Genomic DNA, 26786 nt, shown 5'->3' with positions numbered 1-26786 from the left:
CTCGCGCCGCGCTGCGTCGTTGCCCGCGCTGCGTCGTTGGCTCTGCCGCCCGTGCCGCCCGTGCCGCCCGTGCCGCCCGTGCCGCCCGTGCCGCCCGTGCCGCCCGTGCCGCCCGTGCCTCGGCCTGACCGCCCGTGCCGTCGTCCGCGTTGCTGCCCCACCCCGCCCCGGGCCGCCGCGCTGTGCCGTCGCGACCTGACCGTCCGCGCCGTGCCGTCGTCCGTGCCGTCGTCGGCTCTGCTGCCGTGCCCGCCCACGCTCGCGCCGTGCCGTCGTCGGCTCTGCCGCTCCGCCTGCGTTCGCCGCGCCCCATGCCGCCGTGCCGCCGGACTCGGCCTGACCGTCCGCGTCGCGTCGTCGGCTTGCCGCTCCGCGCCGCCCCGTGCCGCCGTCCGCGTCGCGCTGTCGTCGGCGTCGTTGTCGGCGCTGTGGTCCGCGCTCGTCCTGTCCGCGCTTGCCTCGTCCCGTGCCGCGGTGCCGTTGCGATCTGACCGTCCGCGTGGTGCTGTTGTCGGCGCTGTGGTCCGCGCTCGTCCTGTCCGCGCTCGCCTCGTCCCGTGCCGCGGTGCCGTTGCGATCTGACCGTCGGCGTGGTGCTGTTGTCGGCGCTGCGGGCCCGCCTGGGCCGCGTTTGCTGTTGTCGGCGCTGCCGCTCCGCCCGTGCCACGCCGTTGCCCTGCCTGTGTTGCCCTGCCTGTGTTGCCCTGCCTGTGTTGCGGCCGCGCTTCGCGCGACCCGTGTGCCGTCGTCAGTCGGCGGCGGGCGGCGGGTGGAGGGGGCGGGCGTTGGCAGGTGGGGGGTGTCATTCGGTGGTGGCGGCTGCTGCTGCCTGGCGCATCAGGTCCTCGGCGACCACCAGGGTCGCGTCGCGGCGGTCCTGCGGGGTGAGGTCGTCGCGGCCGCGGAGCACGAAATGGCCCGCGTGGATCGTGAAGATGGCCATCGCGCGGCGCATCTGCTGAACGGTGGACTCCGAGGGGTCCATGATGAAGGCGAAGACCCGCTCCATCTGCCCCTTCATGAGCTTGCCGGCGGGCAGGGTGTTGATGAGCGTCTGGTTGCGCTCGAAGAAGCGGATCACGTGCTCGTGCTTGGCGACGTCGTGCAGCACGAAATAGCGGCGCACGAACTCGAGGCGGGTCGCCTCGTCGCGCGGCTGTGCCTCCGCCCACTCCATCAGCGCGTCGACGGCGGCGATGCGGTGCTCGATGAGGCTGTTGACGATGTCGTCCTTGGTCGGGAAGTGGTAGTAGAGCGCGGCCTTGGTGACGCCGAGCTTCTCCGCGATCTCCCGCAGCGAGGTCTTGTCGTAGCCCTCTTCGATGAACAGCTCCAGGGCGACGCGCTGGATGTGTGAGCGCACGTCGTCGGAGCCCTCGTCCGCGGTGCGGATCCGGTTCCGGCCCCGCACCACGCGTGCGGCGGTCTGGTTCTGCTCCATCGGGACCATCCTACTGAACCAACTTGACGAGCGGCTGGTAGCCAGCTTACCGTGCGGCTAGTCAGTTAACTAGCCGGCCGACAAGTAAGGTGTGCCGCGATGTCCGACAAACGCATTCGCGTGGTTCTCCCGGGGCTGCTCATGGCGATGCTCCTGGCGATGCTCGACAACGTCATCGTCGGCACGGCGATGCCCCGCATCGTCGGCGACCTCGGCGGCGTCGACCATCTGTCCTGGGTCGTCACCGCCTACGTGCTGGGCACGACCATCTCGACGCCCATCTGGGGCAAGCTCGGCGACCTGTACGGGCGCAAGACCGTCTTCATGACCTCGATCGTGCTGTTCCTGCTCGGCTCGGTGCTGTGCGGCTTCGCGCAGGACATGCCGCAGCTCATCGGCTTCCGGGCGTTCCAGGGCCTCGGCGCCGGCGGGCTCATGGTCGGCGCGATGGCCGTCCTCGGCGACCTCGTGCCGCCCCGCGAGCGCGGCAAGTACCAGGGTCAGTTCGCCGCCGTGATGGCGGTCGCGATGGTCGGCGGGCCGCTCGTCGGCGGGTTCATCACCGACCACGCCGACTGGCGCTGGGCGTTCTTCGTCAACCTGCCGCTCGGCGGTGCGGCCCTCGCGCTGCTCGCGCTGAAGCTCGACCTGCCCAAGCGGCGCACCGAGCACCGCATCGACTGGGTCGGTGCCGCGCTGCTGTCCGTCGGCGTGACCGCGCTGGTCCTGATCACCACGTGGGGCGGCAACCAGTACGCCTGGGGCTCCGCGCAGATCCTCGGCCTGGCCGTCCTGGCGGTGGCCGCGCTCGCGGTGTTCGCGCTCGTCGAGCGCCGGCACCCGGAGCCGATCCTGCCGCTGGGCATCTTCCGCAACCGCAACTTCAGCCTGGTCTCCGGCGTCGGCTTCCTGGTCGGCTTCGCGATGTTCGGCGCCATCACGTTCCTGCCGCTCTACCAGCAGATCGTCCAGGGCGCCTCGGCCACCAACTCCGGCCTGCTCCTGCTGCCGATGATGGGCGGCCTGCTGGTCACCTCGCTGGTCTCCGGCCGGCTGATCACCACGACCGGCAGGTACCGGGCGTTCCCGATCATCGGCGGGCTCATCATGGTCGTCGCGATGGTGCTGCTGTCCCGGCTGGACTCGGACACCTCGAAGCTCGAGTCGGGGATCTACATGGCCGTCCTCGGTCTGGGTATGGGCTTCCTGATGCAGACCTCGATGCTCATCGCGCAGAACAGCGTCGAGCTCAAGGACCTCGGCGTGGCGAGCAGCACCGCGACGTTCGCCCGCTCGATCGGTGGCGCGTTCGGTGTCGCGGCGTTCGGCGCGATCTTCAACCACCGGCTGCACGACCTGCTCTCGGAGAGGGTCGGCCCGCAGGCGGCGGCGCAGCTGTCCGGCGGCGGTGGCGGCGGCGCCACGATCGGCCCTGCGACGCTCGGCCAGCTGCCCGCCCAGGTGCGCACCGCGGTCATCGACTCGATCGCCGGCGCCACCTCGAGCGTGTTCCTGTGGGCGGTCGCGGCGACGGTCCTCGTCCCGGTGCTCGCACTGTTCATCCGGGAGGTGGCGCTCCGTGGCGGCCCGCAGAGCCCGAGTGAGCAGCAGGAAAGCACGCTGGTTGCGCAGGAAGGGTAGTTTCGCGCACGCGATGCGCGAACTTGCCCCATAAACTGGCGTCTGATGCGCGAAGCTGCCAAACTTTGAGCAGTAACGCGCATCAGACGCCAGTGACATAGAGGGAGCAGCCGTGACCGAGCAGCCCGGTGCCGGAATGCAGGCGGACATCGCCGAGCAGCCGGCGGTGTTCGCGAGACTCGTCGACGAGCAGGCGGGCGCCATCGCCGCCGTCGCCGAGCGGATCGCGCAGTGGCAACCGCGCAACGTGATCTTCACGGCGCGGGGAACGTCCGACCACGCCGCGCTGTACGCGGCGTACCTGACCGAGATCCGCCTCGGCATCCCCGTGGGGCTGGCGTCGCCGTCGGCGATGACGCTCTACGGCGCCCGCCCCGACCTGCGCGACACGCTCGTCGTCGGGGTCAGCCAGAGCGGCGGCTCGCCCGACCTGCGGGAGGTGCTGCGGGTCGCCGGCGAGCAGGGCGCGCACACCCTCGCCGTCACCAACAACGCCGACTCGCCCCTGGCCGAGGTCGCCGAGCTGCACGTCGACGTCGTCGCCGGGCACGAGGTCGCGGTCGCCGCCACCAAGACCTACACCGCCGAGCTGCTCGCGCTGCTCATGCTGGTGGAGAGCATCAAGGGCGGCGGCACGCTGCCCGCCGAGGAGCTCGCCACGCTGCGCGAGCTGCCCGGCCACGCGGAGCGCGTCCTCGCCGACGGCACCGCCGCCGACCTCGCCGCCCGCTACCGCTTCGCGGACCGGATCGTCACCACCGGCCGGGGCTACGCCTATCCGACCGCCCGCGAGACGGCGCTCAAGCTCATGGAGACCTCCTACGTGGCGGGTCTCGCCTTCTCCGGCGCCGACCTGCTGCACGGCCCCCTCGCGATGGCCGACCCCGACGTCCCCGTCCTGGCGGTCGTCGGCGGCGGACCCGCCGGCACGTCGATGCGCGACGTGGTCGGCCGGCTCGGTGAGCGCCGCGCCGACGTGGTCGTCTTCGGGCCGTCAGCGGTCGACGGCGCCGCGGGCTGGGTGCCGACCCCGGCCGTCGACGAGCGTTACGCGCCGCTGCTGGACATCCTGCCGCTGCAGCGCCTCGCCCTGTCCCTCGCCCTGCACCGCGGCGAGAACCCGGACGCCCCGCGCGGCCTCAAGAAGGTGACGTCCACGCTGTAGGGCTCAAGAAGGTGACGTCGACGTTGTGGGCACGTCGATCACCGCGGGCCGGCCCTCGCGCAAGGCCCGCGTCTCGAACGACACCGGGGGCCGGTCGCCGACCATGACCTGGTAGGTCGCCCGGCTCCCGGACAGGTTCAGCAGCTCGAAGCCGAAGTTGCAGCGGTACGCCCCGCCCGTCGCCGCCAGTACACCGGCCGCCAGCGTCGTCACGGCGACCACCTTGCCCTCCTGGTCGGCCACCTTGACCGTGGCACCCGAGGCGATGTCCGGCGCGGGTGCCAGGCAGGGCGTGCCCGGGACACCGGTCGCCGCGCCCGCCACGCTCACATAGCCGTGCAGCAGGAACCCGTCGGGTTTGCTGGTCTCGTCCGCGCGGCCCACCCACCCGCATCCGCCGAGCGTGAGCACGAGAGCTAGGGCAGGCAGCAGGCGGCGCACCGGCCCACCATAGTCTGTAACCGTGTCGACCCTGCGTGACCTCGTCGAGGAGCACACCTCCCTCGCGCCCGAGGACATCGAGCACCTGCACCGCCTCGCCGGCGACTGGCAGATCGTGTCCGACCTGTCCTTCGCCGACCTGCTGATGTGGGTGCCGATCGCGGACCGCGGCGAGTTCCTGTGCGTCGCGCAGGTGCGGCCCACCACCGCCCCGACCGCCTATCAGGACGACCAGGTGGGGCGGGTGGCCGGCGGTCCCGAGGTCGCGCACCTGGCGATCGTCCGGTCGCAGGGGCGGATCTGGCGCGAGGGCGACCCCGTCTGGTACGGCGACATGCCCGCCCGCCACGAGGCCATCCCCGTCCGCCGGCGCGACGAGGCCAAGGTCATCGCCGTGGTCGGCCGCGACACCAACCTCAGCACCGCGAGGACCCCGGCGCAGCTGGAGCTCAACTACCTGACCACCGCCGACGACCTGGCGCAGATGATCGCCGACGGCACGTTCCCGCCGCCGCGGCACCCGGGGGAGACCACCAGCGCCCCGCGCATCGGCGACGGCCTGGTCCGGCTCGACGCGTCCGGCAAGGTCACCTACGCCAGCCCGAACGCGCAGTCGGCGTACCGGCGGCTCGGGCTCGCCGCGCACCTGGTCGGGGAGAGCCTCGCGGAGATCACCGGCCGGCTCTGCGACGACCCCCTGGAGGGCAAGGACGCCACCGACCGGGTGCACTCCGCGCTGCGCGGCGACGCGCCCGCCCGCAAGGAGCTGGAGGCGCGCGGCGCGACCGTGCTCATGCGGGCCCTGCCGCTGATGCCCGCCGGGGTGCCGATCGGCGCGCTGGTCCTGGTCCGCGACATCACCGAGGTCCGCCGCCGCGACCGGCAGCTGATGACCAAGGACGCGACGATCCGGGAGATCCACCACCGGGTCAAGAACAACCTGCAGACCGTCGCCGCGCTGCTGCGGCTGCAGGCGCGCCGGGTGGGCGTGCCGGCCGCCCGGCACGCGCTGGAGGAGTCCGTCCGCCGCGTCGCCTCCATCGCCCTGGTGCACGAGACCCTGTCGATGTCGGCGTCGGACAGCGCGGACGAGGCCGTCGAGTTCGACGGCATCGTGGACCGGGTCGCCGCCGCGGCCGTCGAGGTCGCCGCCGCCGGCTTCGTGGTCGCGCTGCGCCGCGAAGGCGACTTCGGCGTGCTGCCCGCCGAGATCGCCACGCCGCTGGTCATGGTGCTCAACGAGCTGCTGCAGAACGCCGTCGAACACGCCTTCGTGCCGGGCCGGGAAGCAGCGCCATCGGACAACGTCTCACAGAGAAACGCAGAGCCCCGCCCCGAGGACGTCGCCCCGGAGGTCGTCGTCTCCGTGCACCGGTTCCGCAAACAGCTGCACGTCACCGTCGCCGACAACGGCCGGGGTCTGCCCGACGGGTTCGACCTGGACAGCAGCGAGCGGCTCGGGCTGCAGATCGTGCGGACCCTCGCCACGGGGGAGCTGCGCGGCACCATCGAGCTGCGCACCCGCGCCGGCGGCGGCACCGAGGCCGTGATGGTCGTCCCGCTGGCAAAACGCTGAAACCTACCGCACTGTGGGACTCGTTGTGCGGACCCGTCGCGGTTCAGGTGTTTCCGGGCTGCTTTTCCTATCGGCTGAGTCGTCTTTTTGTTGCTTCCTGGTTACGCGGGTTTGAGACAACCCTCACGCCGACATGGCGTAAGGACCGGTCGACGTGGAAGACTGCACCCTATGCACGCTGCTTCTCTGCGGCTCGTCAGCCGCCGACACGTCGACTACGGTCGCATGCGCAGCGCCATGTGTCCGGCTTGCTGAACGCCGCCCGTAATTCTTTTCTCGGGCGCGCGACTTCGCGCCGGATTCTTCATGACATCGACGTCATCCATCGCGCATCTTCCGCGATAGGCCGGCGCAAGCTCGCGTGCTCTCAACCCTGAGAGGACGCCGACATGACGGTGAACACCGTCCCGGCAGACAACGCCGCACCAGCTCCCCGCCCCGCCGCTCGCGGACGGGCCGGGGCCGGTGGGCGCCCTCGCGGCGAGGGGCAGTGGGCGCTCGGTCACCGCGAGCCGCTCAACCCCAACGAGCGCAGCAAGAAGGACGACAACCCGCTCAACGTGCGGGCCCGTATCGAGAACATCTACGCGCACGGCGGCTTCGACTCGATCGACCCCGCCGACCTGCGCGGACGGTTCCGCTGGTTCGGCCTGTACACGCAGCGCAAGCCCGGCATCGACGGTGGCCGCACGGCGATCCTCGAGCCCGAGGAGCTCGACGACAAGTACTTCATGCTGCGCATCCGCAGCGACGGCGGCCAGCTGAGCCTCGCCCAGCTGCGCACCATCAGCTCGATCGCCACCCGCTTCGCCCGCGACACCGCCGACATCACCGACCGGCAGAACATCCAGCTGCACTGGATCCGCGTCGAGGACGTCCCGCAGATCTGGCGGGAGCTCGAGGCGGTCGGCCTGTCGACCACCGAGGCCTGCGGCGACACCCCGCGCGTCGTGCTCGGCAGCCCGATCGCCGGCGTCGCGGAGAGCGAGGTGCTCGACCCGACCGAGGCGATCACCGAGATCACCGCGAAGTACGTCGGCGACCCGACCCTGTCCAACCTGCCGCGCAAGTTCAAGACCTCGATCTCGTGGCTGCCGGACACCCCGTACGAGGCGAACGACGTCTCCTTCGTCGGGGTCATCCACCCCGAGCACGGCCCCGGCTTCGACCTGTGGGTCGGCGGCGGCCTGTCGACCAACCCGATGCTCGCCCAGCGCCTCGGCGTGTGGGTGCCGCTGCACGAGGTCGTCGAGGCGTGGCACGGCGTCATCCAGATCTTCCGTGACTACGGCTACCGCCGGCTGCGCAGCCGCGCCCGGCTGAAGTTCCTGGTCGCGGACTGGGGCGTGGCGAAGTTCCGCGAGGTCCTGGAGACCGAGTACCTCAAGCGCCCGCTGATCGACGGCCCGTCCCCGGACCTGCCGGAGAAGCCGATCGACCACATCGGCGTGCACAAGCAGTGGGACGGCAAGTTCTTCGTCGGCGCGGCGCCCATCGCGGGCCGCAGCTCCGGCAGCCAGCTGGCGAAGGTCGCCGACCTGGCCGAGCGCTTCGGCAGCGACCGGGTGCGGCTCACCCCCTACCAGAAGCTCATCGTCCTGGACATCGCCGAGGCCGACACCGAGGCGGTCGTCCTGGGCCTGCGCGAGGCCGGCCTGGAGGCGCGCCCGTCGACCTGGCGGCGCAGCACGATGGCCTGCACCGGCATCGAGTTCTGCAAGCTCGCGATCGTCGAGACCAAGGCCCGCGCGGCCGAGCTCATCGAGCACCTCGAGGCGAAGGTCGCCGAGCTCGACGCCGACATCTCCATCCACCTCAACGGCTGCCCGAACGCCTGCGCCCGCACCCAGGTCGCCGACATCGGCCTCAAGGGCATGCTCGTGAAGGACGACACCACCGGCGACATGGTCGAGGGCTTCCAGGTCCACCTCGGTGGCGGCCTCGGCATGGCGGCCGGGCAGAACGCCGGCTTCGGCCGGAAGCTGCGCGGCCTCAAGACCACCGCCGCCGACCTGCCCGCATACGTCGAGCGGGTCGCCAACCACTACCTCGCCGGCCGCTCGGAAGGCGAGTCCTTCGCGCACTGGGTGATGCGCGCGCCTGAGGACGAGCTGCGATGAGCGAACGCATGGCTCCGCTGCACTGCCCGTACTGCGGCGACGAGGACCTACGACCGCACGAAGAGACCCATGGCGCTTGGGAGTGCCGCAGCTGCGCACGGGTCTTCTCACTGAAATTCCTGGGGCTCGCGGCACACCTGTTGGAGGCGAAGCGATGAGCACAGCCGTTGCACGTACCCGAGAAGAGTCCATCGCCCTGGCCAAGGAGGCGTCGGCCCAGCTGGAGGGCAAGACCGCCGACAAGATCGTGGAGTGGGCCGCCGGCCAGTTCGGCGACCGGTTCTGTGTGACCAGCTCGTTCGCCGACGCCGTGCTCGCCCACGTCGTGTCGAAGGTGGTGCCCGGCGTCCCCGTCATCTTCCTGGACACCGGCCTGCACTTCGCCGAGACGCTGCGGGTCCGTGAGGTCGTGCAGCGCACCCTGCCGGTGACGGTCCGCTCGATCCGCCCGCGGCAGACCGTCGCGGAGCAGGACGCCGAGTTCGGGCCCCGCCTGTACGCCCGCGACCCCGACGAGTGCTGCTTCCTGCGCAAGATCGAGCCGCTGGAGCGGGCCCTGGAGGACTACGACGCGTGGGCCGCCGGCCTGCGCCGCGACGAGTCGCCGAGCCGCGCCAACACGCCGATCGTCAGCTTCGAGCAGGCCCGCGGCAAGTTCAAGGTGTCCCCGCTCGCGCAGTGGTCGCAGGCGGACGTCGACGCGTACATCTCCCGCTACAACGTGCCGGTCAACGCGCTCATGCGGCAGGGCTACGCCTCCGTCGGCTGCTGGCCGTGCACCCGGCGGACCCCTCCGGGCGGCGACCCGCGCGGCGGGCGCTGGCCGATGTTCGACAAGACCGAATGCGGTCTGCACGCCGGATGACCGCTGTTCTCCTGGTGGCGCACGGGTCCTCCGACCCGCGGGCGGCGGCCTCGACGAGAGCCCTCGCCCGCGCGGTCGCGGCCCAGCGTCCCGGGCTGGACGTCCGGACGTCGTTCCTGGACCACGCCGGTCCGCGTCCTGACGCCGTGCTGCTCGACATGCAGCGGCTCGGGCACCGGTCGGCGGTGGTGGTACCGCTGCTGCTCACCTCCGCGTTCCACGGCCGGGTCGACCTGCCGGCGGTCATCGAGCGGGCGGTCGCCAACGGGCTGACCGCGCGGGTGCGGGTCACGGACGTGCTCGGGCCGGTGGGCGGTGCCGTGCCACCGTCGCTCGTCGCCGCGCTGCGCCGCCAGCTTCCCGCCGTCGACGCGGACGGGGTGGTCATGATCGCCGCCGGTACCCGGGACGACCTGGCCAGGCACACCGTCGACCTGGCCGCCGCCGAGCTCGGGCGGTCGCTCGGGCTGCCGTGCCGGGCCGCCTTCGCCTCCGGGTCGCCGGTCACCGGCGCGGTCGCGGTGTCCGCGCTGCGGGCGCAGGGCTGCGCGCGGATCGCGATCTCCTCGTACTTCCTGGCCACCGGCAAGCTGCACGAGAGCGCGATCGCCTCGGCGGTGTCCGCAGGCGCGCTGGAGCCGGCCGCGCCGCCGCTCGGCCGGGCGCTCGACCTGGCCCGGCTCGTCGTCGCCAGGGTCGGCCGGGTGTCGCCGGAGACCGTGCGGCCGGCCGCCTGAGCGCTCCCGTGGTGGCGGGCGGCTACCTTGGACGTATGCAGATGACATGCCCGAAGTGCCGCGGCGAGATGCGGCAGTACGAGCGCAGCGGCGTCACCATCGACCAGTGCCTGGAGTGCCGGGGGATCTTCCTCGACCGCGGTGAGCTGGAGAAGATCACCGACGCGGAGAACGCCTGGCGTGGTCGTCAGCAGCAGCCGGGTGCCCCAGGCGTCCCGCCGGCGCCCCCCGGGTTCCCGCCGCCGGGCGCCCCGCAGGCATATCCGCAGCAGCCCGCCTACGGCCAGCAGCCGTACGGCCAGCCGGGCTACGGTCAACCGGTGCACGGCCAGCCGGGCTACGGCCAGCCGGTGCACGGCCAGCCCGGATACGGCCAGCCGGCGTACGGTCAGCCGCAGTATCCGCGGGCGCACGGCCACCACGGGCACTACGGGCATCACAAGAAGCGCAAGAAGCACCACCGGGAGAGCTTCTTCGAGGAGCTGTTCGACTAGCCGCACCGCCGGGCGGCCCGGGAGAACGGCTGATCTCGCGCTTGGTGGCCGAGGGCTACCTTGGGGGTATGCAGATGACATGCCCGAAGTGCCGCGGCACGATGCAGCAGTACGAGCGCAGCGGCGTCACCATCGAACAGTGCCTGGAGTGCCGGGGGACCTTCCTGGACCGGGGTGAGCTGGAGCGGCTGATCGACGTCGAGTCCGCGAACATGCGCGGGCAGCAGTATCCGCCCGGCTACCCGCCGCCCGGCTACGGTCAGCCCGGCTACGGCGGTTACGGCCAGCCCGGCTATCCGCCGCCCGGTTACGGCCAGCCCGGTTACGGACCCGGATACGGCGGGCCCGGTTACTACGACGGGCCGAACTTCCCGCCGCCCGGCCCCAACGACCCGCACTATCGTGGGTAGTCCCATTTGTTGCGGCCAGCACGTGAAACGCCCCGGCGCAAATGGCCGGGGCGTTTTCGTCTTCGTCGCTGATCCTGTCTTCGGCGCGCTTTCGGCTTCGGTGCGCCTCGGGTCGGAGCTGCGATGTATTCGGTTTGCTTACGGCAAGGCTATGCGGAGTGAGCGCGGACCCGGAGGCCACCGCGACGCTTCATCAAGCGACGCTCGTCTTCGCTCATTCCGCCCCAGACACCTGCGTCCTGACCCGAATCGAGTGCCCATTGCAGGCAGTCGCTGGTCACAGAGCAGCGCTGGCAGACTGCCTTCGCCTGCTCGACCTGCAGCAATGCCGGGCCGGAAGTCCCGATGGGGAAGAACAGCTCCGGGTCCTCGTCGCGGCAGAGGGCATGGTGGCGCCAGTCCGACATGGCGGCAACACTCCTTGTTGTTTTCGCGGATCGTTGTTGATGATTCCCTATGTGCATCTCGCGTAACGTCTCGGCTAGGCGGAGCCTGAAGATCCGTAACGCGCCTGCGGGCAACGCTCAGTGTTCGTTTCGCTTGTGAATGCTTTCACGAACTACCGCGATGTCAAGGGGTCCAAACCAAGAAAATCCAAGTCGGTGAGCAAGCTCACGCACTGTTTGTCCGATTTTATTGTGGTTGGGGACCCTGAATCGCAACAGCCAGTTACCAATGTAGTACGGTTCGGTCAACGACCGGAGGGCTTTCGGAGATGCGGTCGCGGTGTCTCTCTCGCGACTCTCTGCAACTTTCTCCCCCTTCGGTGGATGATCGCCCGGGGTGACTCAACACACTACGCGTAACGCCCCCGGCACGGACGCGAAATCCAGTTTGTCGCACTCTCCGAGGTACTCACCGTCGACCTGGAAAGCGATCGGTTTGGCGGCAGTGAGCGTGAACCCGGCCAGATCGTGCATCCGCAGCACCTGCTTGCCCTTCGGATCCACGCCCCGCACCAGCTGGGCCATCGTCCGGGCCGTGCTCCCCACCTGCATCTGCAGCAGGCCGAGCACGTCGAGCCCCGTGTCGAACGAGGCTCGCGGATTCGGATCCACCGGCCGCTCGCCGATGTATGTCCACGGTGCGGTGTTCTGCACCAACATCCACGTTAGCCCCGATCGGGCCGTTTCGCCCGGCAGCTCGAGCGTGAGCAGCGGCACGCGCCGGTTCGTCGACGCGTACTGCTGCGCGATCGACCGGAAATACAGCCACGGCGTGGACGTCGAGCCCTTGTGCCGGGCCTGGTCCACGCGCCGCACGACCTCGGCGTCCAGGCCCATGCCGGCGCAGAACGTGAAATACCGGTCGTCGGCGCGGCCGAGCCCGATGATCCGCTCCCGCCGGTCCCGCAGCGCCTCGAGAATCGCGCCGGTGCCCTCGGCCCAGTCGCTCGGCAGGCCCAGTGCCCGTGCGAACACGTTCGTGGAGCCACCTGGCACCACCGCGAGCGCCGGGCGCTCCTGCGCGCGCCCCGCGGCCGGGCCGGCGTCGAACGTCATCAGCCCGTTGACGGCCTCGTTGACGGTGCCGTCGCCGCCGAGCGTCACGACGAGGTCGAAGCGCTCCCGGGCGGCGTCGCGCGCCAGCTCCACACCGTGGCCTTTGCGCTGCGTATAGGCCACCTCCAGGTCGACCTGGCTGCGCAGCGCGCGCACCAGGATGTCCCGGCCACGCTCGGTGGTGGTCGTCGCGTTCGGGTTGACGACCAGGAGGGCTCGCATGGGCGGCACTGTACCCGCTCTCCTGCGCGATAAGGTGAGGTGCACGGACGGGGTCGAGCGAGGGGAATGCCAGGTGAGCGGCACGGCAGCGGCACAGCGGACGCCGGCGACCCTGCGGTGGGCGGTGCGGCTGCTGTTCGCCGAGGGGGTGGGGCTCGCCCTGCTCACGCTGGTGATCGTGTATCTCGACGTCACCAGCAAGGCGACGTTCCTGTCGGCGGCGCTGTCCTTCACCGGCTACCTGGCGCTCATGACGGTGCTCTTCCTGGGCATCGCCGTCGCGCTGCACCGCCGCAACCGGTGGGCCCGCGGGCCCGGGATCGTCACGCAGATGCTGCAGATGCCGATCGGCTGGACGATGCTCTCCAACGGCCAGCCCTACATCGGCGCGCCGCTGTTCGCGCTCGGCCTGGTCGGCGCGATCCTGCTCTTCGCGCCGTCGACCCGGATCGCGCTCGGCATCCGCTGAATTCGGCACTTGTTCCGGCCGAACGTAGGAGGCGCGGCCCGGCAGGTCCCCATCACGGCCGGTGTGACCTACCCTCGGATCTCGTGACGGTCGCACCCGCGTATCAGCTGCTCGCCGACCGGCTCCGCGTCGAGATCATGTCCGGTCAGCTCCTGCCCGGCGCGCGGCTGCCGACCGAGCCGCAGCTGTGCGAGCAGTCGGGCCTGAGCCGGTCCACCGTCCGTGAGGCGCTCCGCCTGCTCAGCAGCCAGCACCTGATCGTCACCACCCGCGGGGTCAACGGCGGCAGCTTCGTCGCCGAGCCCGACGCGCGCACGCTCGGCCAGTCCCTCACCGACGGCGTCGGGCTGCTGCTGGCCAGCGGCGCGGTCAAGGGCGACGACTTCCTCGAGGTCCGGCGGATGCTCGAGGTCCCGGCGGCCGGTCTGGCCGCCGCCCGCCGCGAGCCGTCCCACCTGCGTGAGCTCGAGGCGGCGATGTTCGACCCGGACACCGCCGGCCTCGACGAGCGCATCGCCGCGCACGCCGCCTTCCACCTCGCCGTCGCCAACGCGTCGGGCAACACGCTGCTCTGCCTGGTGGTGCGCCCGCTGTACACCGTGAGCGACCGCAAGGCGGCCGACCACAACGCGCCGTTGCCGATGTGGCGGGTGATCGACCAGGATCACCGGGCGCTGCTGGCGGCCATCCGCGCCCAGGACGTGGAGCTGGCGATGGAGCTGGCCCGCGGGCACATCGACAACGTCCGGCCGTCGGAGATCCCGCCCGAGCACATCCGCCGGCCGGTGCCCGGTGTGGCGGCACTCAAGCAGCGGGTCGACCCCGAAGGCTGCTGAAGGTCCTACTTCGGGCGGCGCTTCGTCAGCCGGATGCTCGCCTGGTGCCCGTCGACGGACGCCGACACCTCGTCGGCCAGGGCGCTGAGCACCTGCCACGCGAAGGACTCGCCACCGGGCAGCCGCTCCGTCGGCGACCCCAGCGGCACGGTCGTCTCGACCGTCAGCGCGTCGGTCGTCACCGTGAAGCGGCAGGCCAGCTCGACCGTGTCGCCGAGCTGCGGCGTCTCGCTCGCCACCGCGAGCAGCATCGCGCACGCCTCGTCGACGGCGATGCGCAGGTCTTCGATCTCGTCGAGCGTGAACTGCAGGCGCGCGGCCAGACCCGCCGTGGCGGTGCGCAGCACCCCCAGATAGGCGGGTGACGCGGGCACGGCCAGCAGGACGACGTCGTCGCCGTCGGAGCCCGACCTCTTCGAAACGACCTGAGTCACGCGTGAACCCCCTTGCCCGCGACTCTACGACGTGGCCGCACGCGCCGTTGCGGCGAGTGCGTCCCCGGAGAGCCGGTAGGGCAGCCAGTCCGACTTGTGCCGCGCGCCGAGCGCCTCGTAGAAGCCGCGGGCCGGGTTCCAGTCCAGCACCGACCACTCCAGGCGCGGGTACCCGGACTCCACGCAGATCCGCGCCAGCGTGGCGATCAGGGCCCTTCCGGCCCCGGTGCCGCGGGCGCCCGGACGCACGTAGAGGTCCTCCAGGTAGATGCCGTGCACGCCCTCCCACGTGGAGAACGTCCTGAACCACAGCGCCATCCCGACCGTCTCGCCGCCGGCGTGGGCGACGTGGCAGAACACCGCCGGCGCCGGCCCGGACAGCGCGGTCCGCAGCTGTGCCGCGGTCAGGTGGCACTCCTCGACGGCCTTCTCGAACTCGGCGAGCTCGTAGACCATCGCGACGATCGCCTCGACGTCCTCGTCGCGTGCCTCGCGGACTTCCACGCTCATCTGTGCACCTCCGGTAAGGAAAGCCCCCCATCCCGCCGTGGCGGGGTGGGGGGCTCCGGTCACCTCGCAGGTCAGGCCTGCTTGGTCTCCCAGAAGATCTTCGCGATCTCGTCGATCTTCCCGAGCAGCTGCTCGGCCACGGCCGGGTCGGCCGAGCCCTTGGCGCCCGACGCGCCCGCGAGCTTCGTGGCCTCGTTGAACAGGCCGTGCAGCTGCGGGTACTTCTCGAAGTGCGGCGGCTTGAAGTAGTCGGTCCACAGCACCCACAGGTGGTGCTTGACCAGCTCGGCGCGCTGCTCCTTGATCAGCAGCGCCCGGGTGCGGAAGTCAGGGTCGGTGTTGCCCTGGTACTTCTCGCTGATTGCCTTCACGGACTCGGCCTCAATACGGGCCTGCGCCGGGTCGTAGACACCACACGGCAGGTCGCAGTGGGCGCTCACCACGGTGCGCGGGGTGAATAGCCGCGACAGTCGCATCGAACCCTCCAGGGTGATTTGCGATGATCCTCAGTTGGTGACCCTACTCCTATCCAAGTCCGGGGATTTCATGCGGCTACCGTGGTTCACGGCGCTGGTGCACGGCCCGTCGATGGTGCCGACGCTTCGCCACGGCGACCGGATCCTCGTGCGCCGCACGCGCCGCGTCCGCCCCGGCGACGTCGTCGTCGGGTCTTTCCGCAGCCGGCCGGGACTTCTGGTGGTGAAGCGGGTCGACCGCGCGGAGGCGGGTGGATGGTGGCTGACCGGCGACAACCCGTTCGGATCCGATGATTCCGAGTCGTACGGCGCGGCGGACGTCATCGGACGTGTGACATTTCGCTGGTGGCCACAACCGGTGCGGTTACGGCGCCGCTCGGCGTAAGGTGATGCGGATACCGGGTCACCCCCGCTGAATCGCATCTTGCGCGCTTTCACCACCCGAGCGCCTACGCGGAATCACCAGCAAATGTCAGACGTGGCAAAGGAGCCCCCGTGTCTGCACCCGTGACCAGTTCGGCCCTCGAAGGGCCTGTTTTCGACCTGCACCAGGGCGGCAAGATGTCCGTCCAGGCCAGCGTCCCGCTCGCGACCCGTGAAGATCTCGCCCTGGCGTACACGCCGGGCGTCGCCCAGGTCTGCGAGGCCATCGCCGCCGACGAGGCGCTCGTGCACGAGCTGACCTGGGTCGGCCGCGCCGTCGCCGTGGTCACCGACGGATCCGCCGTGCTCGGCCTGGGCAACATCGGCCCGCGCGCCGCGATGCCGGTCATGGAGGGCAAGGCAGTCCTCTTCAAGCAGTTCGGCGGGGTGGACGCGGTGCCGATCTGCCTCGACACGCAGGACGTCGAAGAGATCATCTCGATCGTCACCGCACTCGCGCCGTCGTTCGGCGGGATCAACCTGGAGGACATCTCCGCGCCGCGCTGCTTCGAGATCGAGCGCCGGCTGGAGGCGACCCTGCCGATCCCCGTCTTCCACGACGACCAGCACGGCACCGCGATCGTCGTGCTCGCCGCGCTGCGCAACGCCGCCCGCGTCCTCGGCCGCGAGCTGCGCGACCTGCGCATCGTCGTCAGCGGCGCGGGCGCCGCCGGGGTCGCGGTCACCAGGATGCTGATCAGCGGCGGCGCCGACGCCGGCGAGATCGTCGTGCTCGACTCGCGGGGCTGCCTGCACCAGGGCCGCACCGACCTCAACCCGGAGAAGGCCGCCCTCGCCGCCCTCACCAACGCGGGCGGGATCACCGGCGACATCGCCAACGCCCTGCGCGGCGCCGACGTCCTGATCGGTGTCTCCGGCGGCACCATCGGCGAGTCCGCCCTCGCGGGCATGTCACCCGGTGGAGCGATCTTCGCCCTCGCCAACCCGACGCCCGAGGTGCACCCGTCGGTGGCGGCGCGCTACGCGGCGGTCGTCGCCACCGGCCGCAGCGACTTCCCCAACCAGATCAACAACGTGCTCGCGTTCCCCGGCATCTTCCGCGGCGCCCTGGACGCCGGCGCCACCCGCATCACCGACGGCATGAAGGTCGCCGCGGCCTCGGCCATCGCGTCGGTGCTGGCCCCCGAGGAGCTGAGCACGGACACGATCGTCCCCAGCGCACTGGACCCGCGCGTCGCCCCGGCCGTCGCCGCCGCGGTCAGCGCTGCGGCCCGCCACGACGGTGTGTTGAGATAGCCGTCATGCGTGCCGCTTTCGCGTCCAGCTTCAACGACGCCGACCCTCTCGCCGGCCTCACCGTCGGCGACGCGCCCGCGCCGGTCCCGCACGACGGCTGGGTCGTGGTGGACGTGCGCGCCAGCGCGCTCAACCACCACGACCTGTGGTCGCTGCGCGGCGTCGGCCTGCGCCCCGACCAGCTCCCGATGATCCTGGGCTGCGACGCCGCCGGGATCGGCCCGGACGGCGCCGAGGTCGTCGTCTACCCGGTCGTCTTCACCCCCGGCGGGGACTTCTCCATCCTGTCGGAGCACTACCAGGGCACCGTCGCGGAGCAGGTCACCGTCCCCGCGTACAACCTGGTGCCGAAGCCGCCGGAGCTCACCTTCGCCGAGGCGGCCTGCCTGCCCACGGCGTGGCTGACCGCCTACCGCATGCTCACCACGAAGGGCCGTCTCGAAGCCGACGGCGCCGTCCTGGTCCAGGGTGCCGGCGGCGGGGTGGCCACGGCCGCGGTCCTGCTCGCCAGGGCCCTCGGCGCCCGGGTGTACGCCACTTCCCGCGACGCCGCGAAACGGGACCGGGTGGCCGCCCTGGGCGCCACCGCGCTCGACTCCGGCGCCCGCCTCCCGGAACGCGTCGACGTGGTGATCGAAACGGTCGGCGAGGCCACCTTCGACCACTCCATGAAGTGCGCCAAGCCCGGCGCCCGCATCGTCGTCTCCGGCGCCACCAGCGGCCACCTGCCGGCGGTGAACCTGCGCCGGGTGTTCGCCGCACAGCTGGAGATCCTCGGCACCAGCATGGGCACCCCCGAGGAGCTCGCCGACCTGATGAGCCTGCTCGCCAGGACCGGCGTGCGCCCCCTCATCGACTCGGTCGTCCCGTTCTCCGCCGCCCGCACCGCCTTCGAGAAGCTCCAGTCCGGCGACGTCTTCGGCAAGATCGTCCTGGACCACACCGCCTGAGCACCGCCTTCCCGTCCCGCCTGGGGCGTGCCCGGCCGGCCTTCCGCCGCCCCGGGCACGCCCCTCGGCGTCTTCCGCCGCCGACCCCGGCACCGCGTCCGGCCACCCCGTCCGCGCGGGCCGGACAGCCTCACAGGCGGTCGTCGAAGGAGGGGGAGTGGGGGAGCTGGCGGCGGGCGGAGGGGTCGGCGTACAGCGAGAGCCGCAGGAAGGCGAGCGTCACCGTGCGGACCTCGGCGTAGGACTGCGCGCCCGGGCGGAGGTACGGGTCGTTGTGGTTGCCGCCGGGCACGGTCAGCATGGCCTTCGACCAGGGGACGATGTCGTACGTCGCCTTGCCGGAGGCGTAGGAGACCAGCGGGTCGGCGTCGCCGTGGACGAAGAGCAGCGAGGCCGGCGTGCCGGTGAACGCGGTGCCCACGCCCAGGCCGCTGCCGGCCAGGATGATGCCCGAGTGCAGGCGGGCGTCGCGGTCGGCGGTGAAGAGGCCGACGGTGGTGATGGCGCCCGCGGAGTGGCCGGCGGCGGCGAGGCGGGTGCTGTCGATGCGCTTGCCGAGCGGGCCGGCGAGGACCTGGCCGAGCACGAAGGAGGCGTCGGCGGGCTGGTTGAGCACGTCGTAGACGTCGAGGCGCGGGGCGCTGCGGGTCGTGTTGGGGTACGCCGGGGCGATCACCGCGAACCCCGCCGCGGCCCAGGCGGTGAGCAGCGGCGCGAAGGACTCGGGCGTGCCGTTCAGGCCGTGGCTGAACACGACCGCGGGGACCTTGGCCGTCGTGGCCGGCAACCAGATGACGGTGCGCAGGACGCGGCCTTCCCGGCGGTACGTCACCTCCTGCTGCGAGACGTCGAGCGGTGAGCGCGGCACGGGCAGCGGCGACAGCGGCGTGACCTGGGCGAGGTGGGGAGCGACGGTCGGGGGTGGCGGGGAGGGCGTCACCCACCGGGCGGGCGCCGGCCGGACCGTGCAACCGGACAGCAACAGCAGGGCCACACACATAAGCCGGCGCATGGCACCAACCGTACGAGGCGGCCGCCCCGGCGAAGGCTGGCCCGGAGGGCGATTTCCGGCTAGGTTGCGGCGCATGTCCGTCGTCTTCCGGGCGCTCATCGCGGTGAGTGCGCTGGCCGGGATCATCCTGCTGCTCGACTACACCCACGGTGACGGGGGAGTGTTCGTCTACTTCACCGTGCAGAGCAGCGTGATCATCGCCGCGGTGTCGGCGACCGCGACGGTACGGCCGGTGCCGGCCTGGGTGCGCGGGGCGGCGACGCTGTACAGCTGCATCACCGGCACGGTGTATCACGCGCTGCTGGCCAACCCGTCCAGCCCGTTCCACGTGGTCGACTCGGGGGCGCACGCGCCGCACAACCTGCTGCTGCACACGGTGACGCCGATCCTCGCGGCGGTCACCTGGCTCTTCGTCGACCGCGAGCCGGTCCGCTGGTGGTTCGCGGCGGTCTGGCTCTGCTACCCCCTCGCATATCTGGCGTTCGCGCTGGTACGAGGCGCGATCGTGCACGAGTACCCGTATCCGTTCGTGGACGCGGGCGAGCTCGGGTACGGCGGCGTGACGATCTCGGCGCTCGGCTTCACCGTGGCGTTCTTCCTGCTCGGGCTGCTGCTCATCGGTCTCGGCGCGGGCGTGCGCAGGCTACTGCGGCGGGAGCAGCGCACCCGGGTTGAGGATCCCGCGGGGGTCTAGCGTGCGTTTCGCGGCCCGCAGCACGTCGGTGAAGAGCGGGTCCCGGGCCAGCCACGGCAGGTGGTCCCGGCCGACCGCGTGATGGTGGGTGATCGTGCCGCCGGCGGCGGTGACGGCCGAGCTGACCGCGGCCTTGATCTCGTCCCAGATCGCCACCTCGGCGCCGCGCCGGGCCGGCGTGATGATGGTGAAGTACGGCGCCGGCCCGTCCGGGTAGGCATGGGTGATGCGGCAGGTGACCACGGCGACCCTGGCCGGCGCGGCGTCCTGCGCGGCGGCGGTCACGGCCGCGTGCAGCGCCTCGAACCGGGTCCAGGTGCACGCCGTCTCCACCGTCTCGACGATGAGCCCGAGCCTGACGAGGGCGTCGCGCGTGTACGGCGCCCGCAGGAACGACGACCGCCAGACGCCCTGGTCACCGGGGTCGCTGCCGCCGTCCGGGGAACCGCCGTCGTCGCCGGTGCCGGTGCCGCCGTGGTCGGCGCAGATCGTCAGGGCGTCGGGCAGCAGCGCCACCGCCGGGCCCTCGAAGCCGAGCAGCAGCCGCGCCTGACCGTCGGTCGCGCCCGCGTTGAGCATCGCCTCGACCGGGTCGAGCAGCCGGCAGTTGCTGGGCCGCAGCCCCGCCTGCAGGATGCCGCGTACGGCGGCGACGCCCTGGCCGTACACCGGGAACGCCACCAACCTCGAAACCTTCCGCGTGGGCCGCCCGGTGACCCGCAGCCACGCCTCCACGATCACCCCGAGCGTCCCCTCCGACCCCAGGAACAGCCGGTCCGTCGACGGCCCGGCGCCGCTGCCCGGCACCCGCAGCGACTCCACCGGCCCCTGCGGCGTGATCACGCGCAGCGCCTCGACGGCGTCGTCGATGCGGGTCGGCCCGGTCGCGTAGTGCCCGGCCGCGCGGGTCGCGACCCATCCCCCGACGGTGGAGAACTCGAAGCTCTGCGGATAGTGCCGCAGCGTCAGCCCGTGCGGCTTGAGCGCCCGTTCGAGGGCCGGGCCGGACACGCCCGCCTGCGCCCGCACGGCGTGGTTGGCCTCGTCGATCTCGGCGATCCGGTCGAGCCGGCCCAGGTCGAGGGAGATCCACGGCGCGTCACCGCGGTATTCGACGCCGCCCACGACGGAGGTGCCGCCACCGTACGGCACGACGGCCGCCCCGACCGCCTCCGCCCAGTCCAGCGTGGCGACGACGTCATGGCCGGTGCGCGGGAAGCAGACCAGGTCGGGCGGGTGGTCGAGCCGGCCGTGCAGCGCCCGGACCACGTCGCGGAACGCCTTGCCGTACGTGTGTGCCGCCCGCGTCATCGCGTCGCCGGCGAACGCCTCCTGCATGATCGACGGCGGGATCAGCCGCGGCGGGGGCAGGACCGGGTCGTACGGCACGGGCAGCACCGACCCGTCGATCGGCAGCCACGGCCGCAGCGACGTCTCCGCCAGGCGCCGGCACGCGTCGTCGTCCAGGGCTTCGTCGGCCCAGCCCCAGCCCCACCACGACCGCTCACGCCAGCTGGCCATTGACGGAGAGTGCCACAATCCGACACGTTCGGCCACTGTTCCCAGGTCAGGTCATCGGTATTCTGTCGGCCATGCCCGATGAGCGCATTGACCCAAGTCAGAACACTCAGGCATTCCAGGCATGGGTGGACAACAACAACCAGCCGCCTCAGCCCGCGGCGACCGGCTCCAAGCTCGGCCTCATCGTGGGCGCCGCGGTGCTCGCCGTCGTGGTCGTCGGCGTGGTGCTGCTGCTGGTGCTGTAGATCCCGACCGACTCGAAGCGCGTCACGCCTTCGAGCGTGGCGTCGCCGGTCAGCCGGAGCCGGGCGCTGTCGTCACCGTCGAGCGCCCAGGTGAGGAAGTCGAGCAGCGTCACCATCGCCTGGTGGTGGCCGCGCTCCGCGTCGTTGGTGCCGGCGCCGTGCTCGCCGCCGATGATCGTCAGGAACGCCTTCGGCCACGGGTTCGCGGCGTAGGACGTGCGGCCCTGCTCGTAGGCGACGACGGGGTCCTTGTCACCGTGGACGAACAGCAGCGGCACCGGGCTGCCCTGGTACTTCCCGGCGGGCCGGCCCGCGAAGATGACGCCGGCCTTGAGGCGCGGGTCGCGGTGCACGGTGAACAGGCCGTCGGTGGTGGTGCCGCCGCCGGAGTGCCCGATCGCCGCCATCCGCTCCGGGTCGATGCTGGCGGCCAGGGGATTGCCCGGCAGCAGCAGCTGCGTGATGACGAACGACGCGTCCAGCGACTGGTTCGGCACGTCGAGCTTGTTGAACTTCGGCGTGTCCTTCTTCGTGAATGGGTACGCCGCGGCGACGACCACGTATCCCGACTCGGCCAGGAACTTGGTCATGCCCTCCTGCATCTGCGGGTTGCTGTAGAAGCCGTGGCTCCACACGATCAGCGGCAGCTTCCCCGGCAGCGGCGCGGCGTCGCGCTGCGCCTGCCCCTTGGTCCGGCGGGCCGAACCGCGCGTCGGATACCACACGGTGGTGGGCAGCGGGCGGTCCTTGCCCCGGGCGAGATCGAAGTGCCGGACGCCGATCGCATGGCTGCTCGACCCGGCGGCCTGGGCGCCGGCCGCGGCGGCGACGGGCTCGCTGGGCGCGTCGGCGCCTGAGGCCGAAAAAGCGCCGCCCAGAACGAGCAGGGCGGCGGCCAGGAGCGACACGGTTGCAGAACGGTTGCGACTCGGGGGCACGTACAGAATGTAGGTGGCCGATGCGCTAAGGCGTTATCACCCGTCTGGGGACAATCGATTGGCTTGCCGGACTACACCAGGTTGTACTTGTACGACCCATTTGGCTGACCTGACCGCCGTCGCCGGCGCCCCGGTCGGCCGGTGACGGCGGTCACGCCGCCGATCGGGGCGGGGAGCGCCGTCAGTCCTCGTCGTCGTCGAGGCGGGCCAGGTAGACGGCGAGGCGCTCGATCGGGATCTCGAACTCGGGGTTCTGGTCCACGAAGTCGCGCAGGCGCTCGGCCAGCCACTCCAGCGTGACCTCCTCCTCGCCCCTGCGGGTGGCGAGCTCCTCGATGCCGCGGTCGGTGAAGTACATGAAGCCCCCAATGGAACCGGGGAGGGCGTGAGCCCTCCCCGGGAAACGGTGCTACGACAAGACGGGTGGATCAGCGCTTGGGCAGCGCGGCCTCGATGAGGGCCTGCTGCTCGGCGTCGTGCAGCTTCGTCGAGCCGACCGCCGGGGCGGCCGCCGCGGGACGGGAGATGCGGCGCAGCCCGACGCCCTGCAGGTGCTCCAGGAGGTTGAGGGCGATGAACGACCACGCCCCCTGGTTGGCCGGCTCCTCCTGGACCCAGGCGAAGTCCTCCGCGTTGGGGAACTGGGCCAGGGCCTCGCGCAGCTCCTCGACCGGCATCGGGTAGAGCTGCTCGACCCGGAGGATGGCGGTGTCGGTGATGGCACGCTCGGTGCGGGCCTGCAGCAGGTCGTAGAAGACCTTGCCGGAGCAGAGCAGGACGCGCTTGACGCCGGCGTTGTCCAGCGCCGTCCCCTTGATGCCGGGGTCGCCGAGGACGGTGGCGAAGGTGCCGGTGGTGAAGTCCTCGACCGGGGACACGCACAGCCTGTGCCTCAGCAGCGACTTGGGCGTGAAGACGACGAGCGGCTTCTTCTTCGGCGACAGGGCCTGGCGGCGCAGCAGGTGGAAGTGGTTCGCCGGGGTGGTCGGCACCGCGACCCGCATGTTGTCCTCGGCGCACAGCTGCAGGTAGCGCTCCAGGCGGCCCGACGTGTGGTCGGGGCCCTGGCCCTCGTGCGAGTGCGGCAGGAGCAGCGTCACGGCGGTGCGCTGGCCCCACTTGACCTCGCCGGAGGAGATGAACTCGTCGACGATCGACTGGGCGCCGTTGACGAAGTCGCCGAACTGGGCCTCCCACATGACGAGCGCGTCGGGGTTCTCCACCGAGTAGCCGTACTCGAAGCCCATCGCCGCGAACTCCGACAGCAGGGAGTCGTAGATGAACAGCTTCGCGTTGCCCGTGATCAGCGCGGACATCGGCATGTAGTCGCTGCCGGTCTCGGCGTCGACGATGCCGGCGTGCCGCTGCACGAAGGTGCCGCGGCGCGAGTCCTGGCCGGAGAGGCGGACGGTGACGCCCTGGTTGACCAGCGAGCCGAAGGCGATGACCTCGCCGAAGCCCCAGTCGATGTCGCCGGCGGCGGCCATCTTCGCCCGGCGGTCCAGCAGCTGCTGGACGCGCTTGTGCGGGGTGAAGCCGTCGGGGAGCTTGACGTGCGCCTCGCCGATCGCCTGCATGACCGAGACGTCGATCGCGGTCTCGACCACCGGCTCCGCCTCGGGCTCGCGGAGGCGGGTGAGCCGGGACGCCGGGTTGGAGGAGGCGTCACGGGTCGCCTTGAACACCGTCTCCAGCTGCTCGTGGTAGTCCTTGAGCAGCGCCTCGGCCTCGGTGATCGGGATGTCGCCGCGGCCGATGAGCTCCTCGGTGTAGATCTTCCGCACGGAGCGCTTCTGGTCGATGATCGCGTACATCAGCGGGTTGGTCATCGACGGGTCGTCGCCCTCGTTGTGCCCGCGCCGGCGGTAGCAGACGAGGTCGATGACGACGTCCTTGTTGAAGGCCTGCCGGTATTCGAAGGCGAGCCGCGCGACGCGGACGACGGCCTCGGGGTCGTCGCCGTTCACGTGGAAGATCGGCGCCTGGATCATGCGGGCGATGTCGGTGGAGTACAGCGACGAGCGCGAGTACTCCGGCGCGGTGGTGAAGCCGACCTGGTTGTTGACCACGACGTGCACGGTGCCGCCGGTGCGGTAGCCGCGCAGCTGCGACAGGTTGAGCGTCTCGGCGACCACGCCCTGGCCGGCGAACGCGGCGTCGCCGTGGATGAGCAGCGGCAGGACCGTGTAGCCCTCGAGCTTGAGGTCGATCGAGTCCTGCTTGGCCCGCACGATGCCCTCGAGGACCGGGTTGACGGCCTCCAGGTGCGACGGGTTCGCCACCACGGAGACGGTCGTGGCGTGCTCGCCGTCGGGGTGCGTGAACTTGCCGGTCATGCCCAGGTGGTACTTGACGTCGCCGGACCCGTGCGCCGACTTGAGGTCCAGGTGGCCCTCGAACTCCGAGAAGATCTTCTCGTAGGGCTTGCCGACGATGTTGGCCAGGACGTTGAGCCGGCCGCGGTGCGCCATGCCGATGACGACCTCGTCGAGCCCGCCCTCGGCCGAGTTCTGCAGGATCTCGTCGAGCAGCGGGATCAGCGACTCGCCGCCCTCCAGGGAGAAGCGGCGCTGCCCGACGTACTTGGTCTGCAGGAACGTCTCGAACGCCTCGGCGGCGTTGAGGCGGTTGAGGATGTGCTTCTGCTCGGCGGTGTCGGGCTTCTCGTAGGGCTTCTCGACCCGCTCGGCGACCCAGCGGCGCTCCTCCGGGTCCATGATGTGCATGTACTCGACGCCGACGCGGCGGCAGTAGGAGTCACGCAGGACACCGAGGACGGCCCGCAGCTTCATCTTCTGCTTGCCGGCGAAGCCGCCGACGGGGAAGACCCGGTCGAGGTCCCACAGGGTCAGCCCGTGCTCCAGGACGTCGAGGTCCGGGTGGCGGCGGATGCGGAACTCCAGGGGGTCGGTGTCGGCCATCAGGTGGCCGCGGACCCGGTAGGCGTGGATCAGCTCGACGACCCGGGCGGCCTTGTCGATCTGGCCCTCACTGGTGCGGGCGACGTCGCGCACCCAGCGGACCGGCTCGTAGGGGATCCGCAGGGCGGTGAAGATCTGGTCGTAGAAGCCGTGCTCGCCGAGCAGCAGCTCGTGCATGACCTTCAGGAACTCCCCGGACTGCGCGCCCTGGATGATCCGGTGGTCGTAGGTGCTGGTCAGCGTGAGGATCTTGCTGATGCCGAGGTCGGCGAGGGTCTCGTCGGACATGCCGGCGTAGGGCGCGGGGTATTCCATCGCGCCGACGCCGATGATCGTGCCCTGCCCGGCCATGAGCCGCGGCATGGAGTGCACGGTGCCGATGCCGCCGGGGTTGGTCAGCGAGACCGTGGCGCCGGTGTGGTCCTCCATGGTCAGCTCGTTGCGCCGGGCCCGGCGCACGATGTCCTCATAGGCGGACCAGAACTGCCGGAAGTCCATCGTGTCGGCGGCCTTGATGCTCGGCACGACCAGGTTGCGCGTGCCGTCGGCCTTGGTCAGGTCGATCGCGATGCCGAGGTTGACGTGCTCGGGCTGCACCAGGTTGGGCTTGCCGTCGATCTCGGCGAAGGCGTTGTTCATCTCCGGGTGCGCGGCGAGCGCCCGGACCATCGCGAAGCCGATGAGGTGCGTGAAGCTGACCTTGCCGCCCCGGCCGCGGGCCAGGTGGTTGTTGATCACGACGCGGTTGTCGGACAGCAGCTTCGCCGGGACGGCGCGGACGCTCGTGGCGGTCGGCACCTCCAGCGAGGCGTCCATGTTCTGCACGATGCGGGCGGCGACGCCGCGCAGGGGGGTGTGCTTGGCGCCGCCCTGCGGGGCCGCGGCCGGCTTCGTCGGGGCGGGCTTCTCCGCCGGCTTGGCCGCGACCTTGGGGGGAGCCGGCGGCGCGGCCGGCGCCGCGGTGGCGGCCGGCGCGGCGGCCGGTGCGGCCTTGGCCGGAGCGGGAGGAGGCGACGGCGGGGCCGCCTTCGCAGCGGGGGTGGTCACCGACGCCGGCTCAGCCGCGGCGGGCGCCTCGGCGCCGTCGCCGCTGGGCTTGTAGTCGGCGAAGAAGTCGTGCCACGCGGGGTCCACGCTGGCCGGGTCGGCGAGGTACCTCTGATACATGTCCTCGACGATCCACTCGTTCGGGCCGAAACCCGCCAAGGGGTTCTCCTGCGAGTTGGTCGCTTGGGTCGACACGGCTGCTGATCGCCTCTTCCAAACGGAGTTGCTGGGGTCACGGATCCGCGTCAAGGCTACGCGCTGCCTAACGCTCGTTCGTCGCCGACGCCGCCGGAGTGACCATGTCAACGACGGCATGGGTCCATCCCATACAGCTGTGGGGGGGGGGGGGGGGGGGGGGGGGGGGGGGGGGGGGGTGAGGGGGGGGGGGGGGGGGGTGGGGCTGCGGTGGGTAAAGCGAATCACCCGACTTACCACGCAG

26 protein-coding genes are annotated in these 26786 nt (G+C 71.4%); 14 read left to right on the top strand and 12 right to left on the bottom strand.

The annotated features are described in order from the left end of the window. Nucleotides 1-802: 802 nt before the first annotated feature. The gene (locus tag ACZ6TV_RS15180) at nucleotides 803-1441 is read right to left on the bottom strand and encodes a TetR/AcrR family transcriptional regulator (protein ID WP_465297762.1); all 639 of its coding nucleotides are present in this window, start codon (nucleotides 1439-1441) and stop codon (nucleotides 803-805) included. A gap of 99 nt (nucleotides 1442-1540) precedes the next feature. On the opposite strand from ACZ6TV_RS15180, the gene ACZ6TV_RS15175 reads away from it, so the two are divergent. Continuing rightward, on the top strand, nucleotides 1541-3082 hold the full coding sequence (locus ACZ6TV_RS15175) for an MDR family MFS transporter (RefSeq protein WP_465297761.1): 1542 nt from the start codon (nucleotides 1541-1543) through the stop codon (nucleotides 3080-3082). A gap of 136 nt (nucleotides 3083-3218) precedes the next feature. Beyond that, the gene (locus ACZ6TV_RS15170; RefSeq protein WP_465297992.1) at nucleotides 3219-4247 is read left to right on the top strand and encodes an SIS domain-containing protein; all 1029 of its coding nucleotides are present in this window, start codon (nucleotides 3219-3221) and stop codon (nucleotides 4245-4247) included. A gap of 3 nt (nucleotides 4248-4250) precedes the next feature. Here the strand turns inward: ACZ6TV_RS15170 and ACZ6TV_RS15165 are convergent, their stop codons facing one another. Continuing rightward, nucleotides 4251-4688: a hypothetical protein gene (locus ACZ6TV_RS15165; RefSeq protein WP_465297760.1), complete on the bottom strand. Its 438-nt coding sequence runs from the start codon at nucleotides 4686-4688 to the stop codon at nucleotides 4251-4253. A 22-nt stretch (nucleotides 4689-4710) separates the two neighbouring features. Here ACZ6TV_RS15165 and ACZ6TV_RS15160 point away from each other — a divergent pair, with 22 nt between their 5' ends. The 6 genes from ACZ6TV_RS15160 (at nucleotide 4711) to ACZ6TV_RS15135 (ending at nucleotide 10890) form a co-directional block, all read left to right on the top strand. After that, the gene (locus ACZ6TV_RS15160; RefSeq protein ID WP_465297759.1) at nucleotides 4711-6264 is read left to right on the top strand and encodes a histidine kinase N-terminal domain-containing protein; all 1554 of its coding nucleotides are present in this window, start codon (nucleotides 4711-4713) and stop codon (nucleotides 6262-6264) included. Nucleotides 6265-6653: 389 nt separating this feature from the next. Next, nucleotides 6654-8384: a nitrite/sulfite reductase gene (locus ACZ6TV_RS15155; protein WP_465297758.1), complete on the top strand. Its 1731-nt coding sequence runs from the start codon at nucleotides 6654-6656 to the stop codon at nucleotides 8382-8384. A 154-nt stretch (nucleotides 8385-8538) separates the two neighbouring features. Further along, a complete protein-coding gene (locus tag ACZ6TV_RS15150) occupies nucleotides 8539-9249 on the top strand; it encodes a phosphoadenylyl-sulfate reductase (RefSeq protein ID WP_465297757.1) in 711 nt (236 codons plus the stop codon). Next, nucleotides 9246-9986, top strand: coding sequence for a sirohydrochlorin chelatase (locus tag ACZ6TV_RS15145; RefSeq protein WP_465297756.1), 741 nt, complete (start codon nucleotides 9246-9248; stop codon nucleotides 9984-9986). The genes ACZ6TV_RS15150 and ACZ6TV_RS15145 overlap by 4 nt, the downstream gene beginning before the upstream one ends. Nucleotides 9987-10021: 35 nt before the next feature. Next, the gene (locus tag ACZ6TV_RS15140) at nucleotides 10022-10480 is read left to right on the top strand and encodes a TFIIB-type zinc ribbon-containing protein (protein WP_465297755.1); all 459 of its coding nucleotides are present in this window, start codon (nucleotides 10022-10024) and stop codon (nucleotides 10478-10480) included. A gap of 68 nt (nucleotides 10481-10548) precedes the next feature. Beyond that, the gene (locus ACZ6TV_RS15135) at nucleotides 10549-10890 is read left to right on the top strand and encodes a TFIIB-type zinc ribbon-containing protein (protein WP_465297754.1); all 342 of its coding nucleotides are present in this window, start codon (nucleotides 10549-10551) and stop codon (nucleotides 10888-10890) included. Nucleotides 10891-11039: 149 nt separating this feature from the next. Here the strand turns inward: ACZ6TV_RS15135 and ACZ6TV_RS15130 are convergent, their stop codons facing one another. Beyond that, entirely contained in the window at nucleotides 11040-11297 is a 258-nt protein-coding gene (locus tag ACZ6TV_RS15130) for a WhiB family transcriptional regulator (protein WP_033358446.1), read from the bottom strand. 381 nt (nucleotides 11298-11678) lie between these two features. Then, nucleotides 11679-12614, bottom strand: coding sequence for a diacylglycerol/lipid kinase family protein (locus ACZ6TV_RS15125; protein ID WP_465297753.1), 936 nt, complete (start codon nucleotides 12612-12614; stop codon nucleotides 11679-11681). Between the two features lie 73 nt (nucleotides 12615-12687). On the opposite strand from ACZ6TV_RS15125, the gene ACZ6TV_RS15120 reads away from it, so the two are divergent. After that, nucleotides 12688-13083 carry a hypothetical protein gene (locus ACZ6TV_RS15120; RefSeq protein ID WP_465297752.1) on the top strand — a complete coding sequence of 132 codons (396 nt, stop codon included), beginning with the start codon at nucleotides 12688-12690 and terminating at the stop codon, nucleotides 13081-13083. 83 nt (nucleotides 13084-13166) lie between these two features. After that, nucleotides 13167-13919, top strand: coding sequence for a FadR/GntR family transcriptional regulator (locus ACZ6TV_RS15115; protein ID WP_465297751.1), 753 nt, complete (start codon nucleotides 13167-13169; stop codon nucleotides 13917-13919). 5 nt (nucleotides 13920-13924) lie between these two features. Here the strand turns inward: ACZ6TV_RS15115 and ACZ6TV_RS15110 are convergent, their stop codons facing one another. From ACZ6TV_RS15110 to sodN, 3 genes are all read right to left on the bottom strand, one after another. Then, nucleotides 13925-14353, bottom strand: a complete 429-nt coding sequence (locus ACZ6TV_RS15110) for an ATP-binding protein (protein WP_465297750.1) — start codon at nucleotides 14351-14353, stop codon at nucleotides 13925-13927. A gap of 24 nt (nucleotides 14354-14377) precedes the next feature. Next, nucleotides 14378-14863 (bottom strand): GNAT family N-acetyltransferase, encoded by a 486-nt coding sequence (locus ACZ6TV_RS15105; protein ID WP_465297749.1) that lies wholly within the window; start codon nucleotides 14861-14863, stop codon nucleotides 14378-14380. A 71-nt stretch (nucleotides 14864-14934) separates the two neighbouring features. After that, nucleotides 14935-15339, bottom strand: a complete 405-nt coding sequence (gene sodN / locus ACZ6TV_RS15100) for a superoxide dismutase, Ni (RefSeq protein ID WP_465297748.1) — start codon at nucleotides 15337-15339, stop codon at nucleotides 14935-14937. A gap of 70 nt (nucleotides 15340-15409) precedes the next feature. Between sodN and ACZ6TV_RS15095 the strand changes: the two genes are divergently transcribed. The 3 genes from ACZ6TV_RS15095 (at nucleotide 15410) to ACZ6TV_RS15085 (ending at nucleotide 17969) form a co-directional block, all read left to right on the top strand. Next, nucleotides 15410-15724 (top strand): S24/S26 family peptidase, encoded by a 315-nt coding sequence (locus tag ACZ6TV_RS15095; RefSeq protein ID WP_465297991.1) that lies wholly within the window; start codon nucleotides 15410-15412, stop codon nucleotides 15722-15724. A gap of 176 nt (nucleotides 15725-15900) precedes the next feature. After that, the gene (locus ACZ6TV_RS15090) at nucleotides 15901-17019 is read left to right on the top strand and encodes an NAD(P)-dependent malic enzyme (RefSeq protein WP_465297990.1); all 1119 of its coding nucleotides are present in this window, start codon (nucleotides 15901-15903) and stop codon (nucleotides 17017-17019) included. After that, complete coding sequence (locus ACZ6TV_RS15085; protein ID WP_465297989.1) at nucleotides 17016-17969, top strand: zinc-binding dehydrogenase; 954 nt, start codon at nucleotides 17016-17018, stop codon at nucleotides 17967-17969. Before ACZ6TV_RS15090 ends, ACZ6TV_RS15085 begins: the two co-directional genes overlap by 4 nt. Before the next feature lie 130 nt (nucleotides 17970-18099). Here the strand turns inward: ACZ6TV_RS15085 and ACZ6TV_RS15080 are convergent, their stop codons facing one another. Next, a complete protein-coding gene (locus ACZ6TV_RS15080; RefSeq protein ID WP_465297747.1) occupies nucleotides 18100-18981 on the bottom strand; it encodes an alpha/beta hydrolase family protein in 882 nt (293 codons plus the stop codon). 73 nt (nucleotides 18982-19054) lie between these two features. Between ACZ6TV_RS15080 and ACZ6TV_RS15075 the strand changes: the two genes are divergently transcribed. Beyond that, on the top strand, nucleotides 19055-19675 hold the full coding sequence (locus ACZ6TV_RS15075; RefSeq protein WP_465297746.1) for a Pr6Pr family membrane protein: 621 nt from the start codon (nucleotides 19055-19057) through the stop codon (nucleotides 19673-19675). On the opposite strand, the gene ACZ6TV_RS15070 is transcribed toward ACZ6TV_RS15075, so the two are convergent. The 4 genes from ACZ6TV_RS15070 to ACZ6TV_RS15055 all read right to left on the bottom strand — a co-directional run bounded on the left by ACZ6TV_RS15070 (nucleotide 19625) and on the right by ACZ6TV_RS15055 (nucleotide 26542). Next, nucleotides 19625-21196, bottom strand: a complete 1572-nt coding sequence (locus tag ACZ6TV_RS15070; protein WP_465297745.1) for an FAD-binding oxidoreductase — start codon at nucleotides 21194-21196, stop codon at nucleotides 19625-19627. The genes ACZ6TV_RS15075 and ACZ6TV_RS15070 overlap by 51 nt on opposite strands. 148 nt (nucleotides 21197-21344) lie before the next feature. Continuing rightward, nucleotides 21345-22349, bottom strand: a complete 1005-nt coding sequence (locus ACZ6TV_RS15065; RefSeq protein ID WP_465297744.1) for an alpha/beta hydrolase family protein — start codon at nucleotides 22347-22349, stop codon at nucleotides 21345-21347. 211 nt (nucleotides 22350-22560) lie between these two features. Then, on the bottom strand, nucleotides 22561-22737 hold the full coding sequence (locus ACZ6TV_RS15060; RefSeq protein ID WP_465297743.1) for a DUF6104 family protein: 177 nt from the start codon (nucleotides 22735-22737) through the stop codon (nucleotides 22561-22563). Between the two features lie 70 nt (nucleotides 22738-22807). After that, nucleotides 22808-26542 (bottom strand): multifunctional oxoglutarate decarboxylase/oxoglutarate dehydrogenase thiamine pyrophosphate-binding subunit/dihydrolipoyllysine-residue succinyltransferase subunit, encoded by a 3735-nt coding sequence (locus ACZ6TV_RS15055; RefSeq protein WP_465297742.1) that lies wholly within the window; start codon nucleotides 26540-26542, stop codon nucleotides 22808-22810. Nucleotides 26543-26786 lie beyond the last annotated feature (244 nt).

It is taken from the genome of Dactylosporangium sp. NPDC051087 (assembly GCF_055586325.1).
Note: the sequence above shows the minus strand (reverse complement) of the source record. Positions and strands in the feature narration are given on the sequence as shown.

What these genes read in the sequence shown, in the direction of transcription:
- ACZ6TV_RS15145 (WP_465297756.1), top strand. Translation starts at nt 9,246, where the DNA reads ATGACCGCTGTTCTCCTGGTGGCGCACGGGTCCTCCGACCCGCGGGCG.
- ACZ6TV_RS15095 (WP_465297991.1), top strand. Translation starts at nt 15,410, where the DNA reads ATGCGGCTACCGTGGTTCACGGCGCTGGTGCACGGCCCGTCGATGGTG.
- ACZ6TV_RS15125 (WP_465297753.1), bottom strand. Translation starts at nt 12,614, where the DNA reads ATGCGAGCCCTCCTGGTCGTCAACCCGAACGCGACGACCACCACCGAG.
- ACZ6TV_RS15090 (WP_465297990.1), top strand. Translation starts at nt 15,901, where the DNA reads ATGTCCGTCCAGGCCAGCGTCCCGCTCGCGACCCGTGAAGATCTCGCC.
- ACZ6TV_RS15080 (WP_465297747.1), bottom strand. Translation starts at nt 18,981, where the DNA reads ATGCGCCGGCTTATGTGTGTGGCCCTGCTGTTGCTGTCCGGTTGCACG.
- ACZ6TV_RS15075 (WP_465297746.1), top strand. Translation starts at nt 19,055, where the DNA reads ATGTCCGTCGTCTTCCGGGCGCTCATCGCGGTGAGTGCGCTGGCCGGG.
- ACZ6TV_RS15155 (WP_465297758.1), top strand. Translation starts at nt 6,654, where the DNA reads ATGACGGTGAACACCGTCCCGGCAGACAACGCCGCACCAGCTCCCCGC.
- ACZ6TV_RS15060 (WP_465297743.1), bottom strand. Translation starts at nt 22,737, where the DNA reads ATGTACTTCACCGACCGCGGCATCGAGGAGCTCGCCACCCGCAGGGGC.
- ACZ6TV_RS15140 (WP_465297755.1), top strand. Translation starts at nt 10,022, where the DNA reads ATGCAGATGACATGCCCGAAGTGCCGCGGCGAGATGCGGCAGTACGAG.
- ACZ6TV_RS15135 (WP_465297754.1), top strand. Translation starts at nt 10,549, where the DNA reads ATGCAGATGACATGCCCGAAGTGCCGCGGCACGATGCAGCAGTACGAG.
- ACZ6TV_RS15105 (WP_465297749.1), bottom strand. Translation starts at nt 14,863, where the DNA reads ATGAGCGTGGAAGTCCGCGAGGCACGCGACGAGGACGTCGAGGCGATC.
- ACZ6TV_RS15170 (WP_465297992.1), top strand. Translation starts at nt 3,219, where the DNA reads ATGCAGGCGGACATCGCCGAGCAGCCGGCGGTGTTCGCGAGACTCGTC.
- ACZ6TV_RS15070 (WP_465297745.1), bottom strand. Translation starts at nt 21,196, where the DNA reads ATGGCCAGCTGGCGTGAGCGGTCGTGGTGGGGCTGGGGCTGGGCCGAC.
- sodN (WP_465297748.1), bottom strand. Translation starts at nt 15,339, where the DNA reads ATGCGACTGTCGCGGCTATTCACCCCGCGCACCGTGGTGAGCGCCCAC.
- ACZ6TV_RS15180 (WP_465297762.1), bottom strand. Translation starts at nt 1,441, where the DNA reads ATGGAGCAGAACCAGACCGCCGCACGCGTGGTGCGGGGCCGGAACCGG.
- ACZ6TV_RS15130 (WP_033358446.1), bottom strand. Translation starts at nt 11,297, where the DNA reads ATGTCGGACTGGCGCCACCATGCCCTCTGCCGCGACGAGGACCCGGAG.
- ACZ6TV_RS15150 (WP_465297757.1), top strand. Translation starts at nt 8,539, where the DNA reads ATGAGCACAGCCGTTGCACGTACCCGAGAAGAGTCCATCGCCCTGGCC.
- ACZ6TV_RS15175 (WP_465297761.1), top strand. Translation starts at nt 1,541, where the DNA reads ATGTCCGACAAACGCATTCGCGTGGTTCTCCCGGGGCTGCTCATGGCG.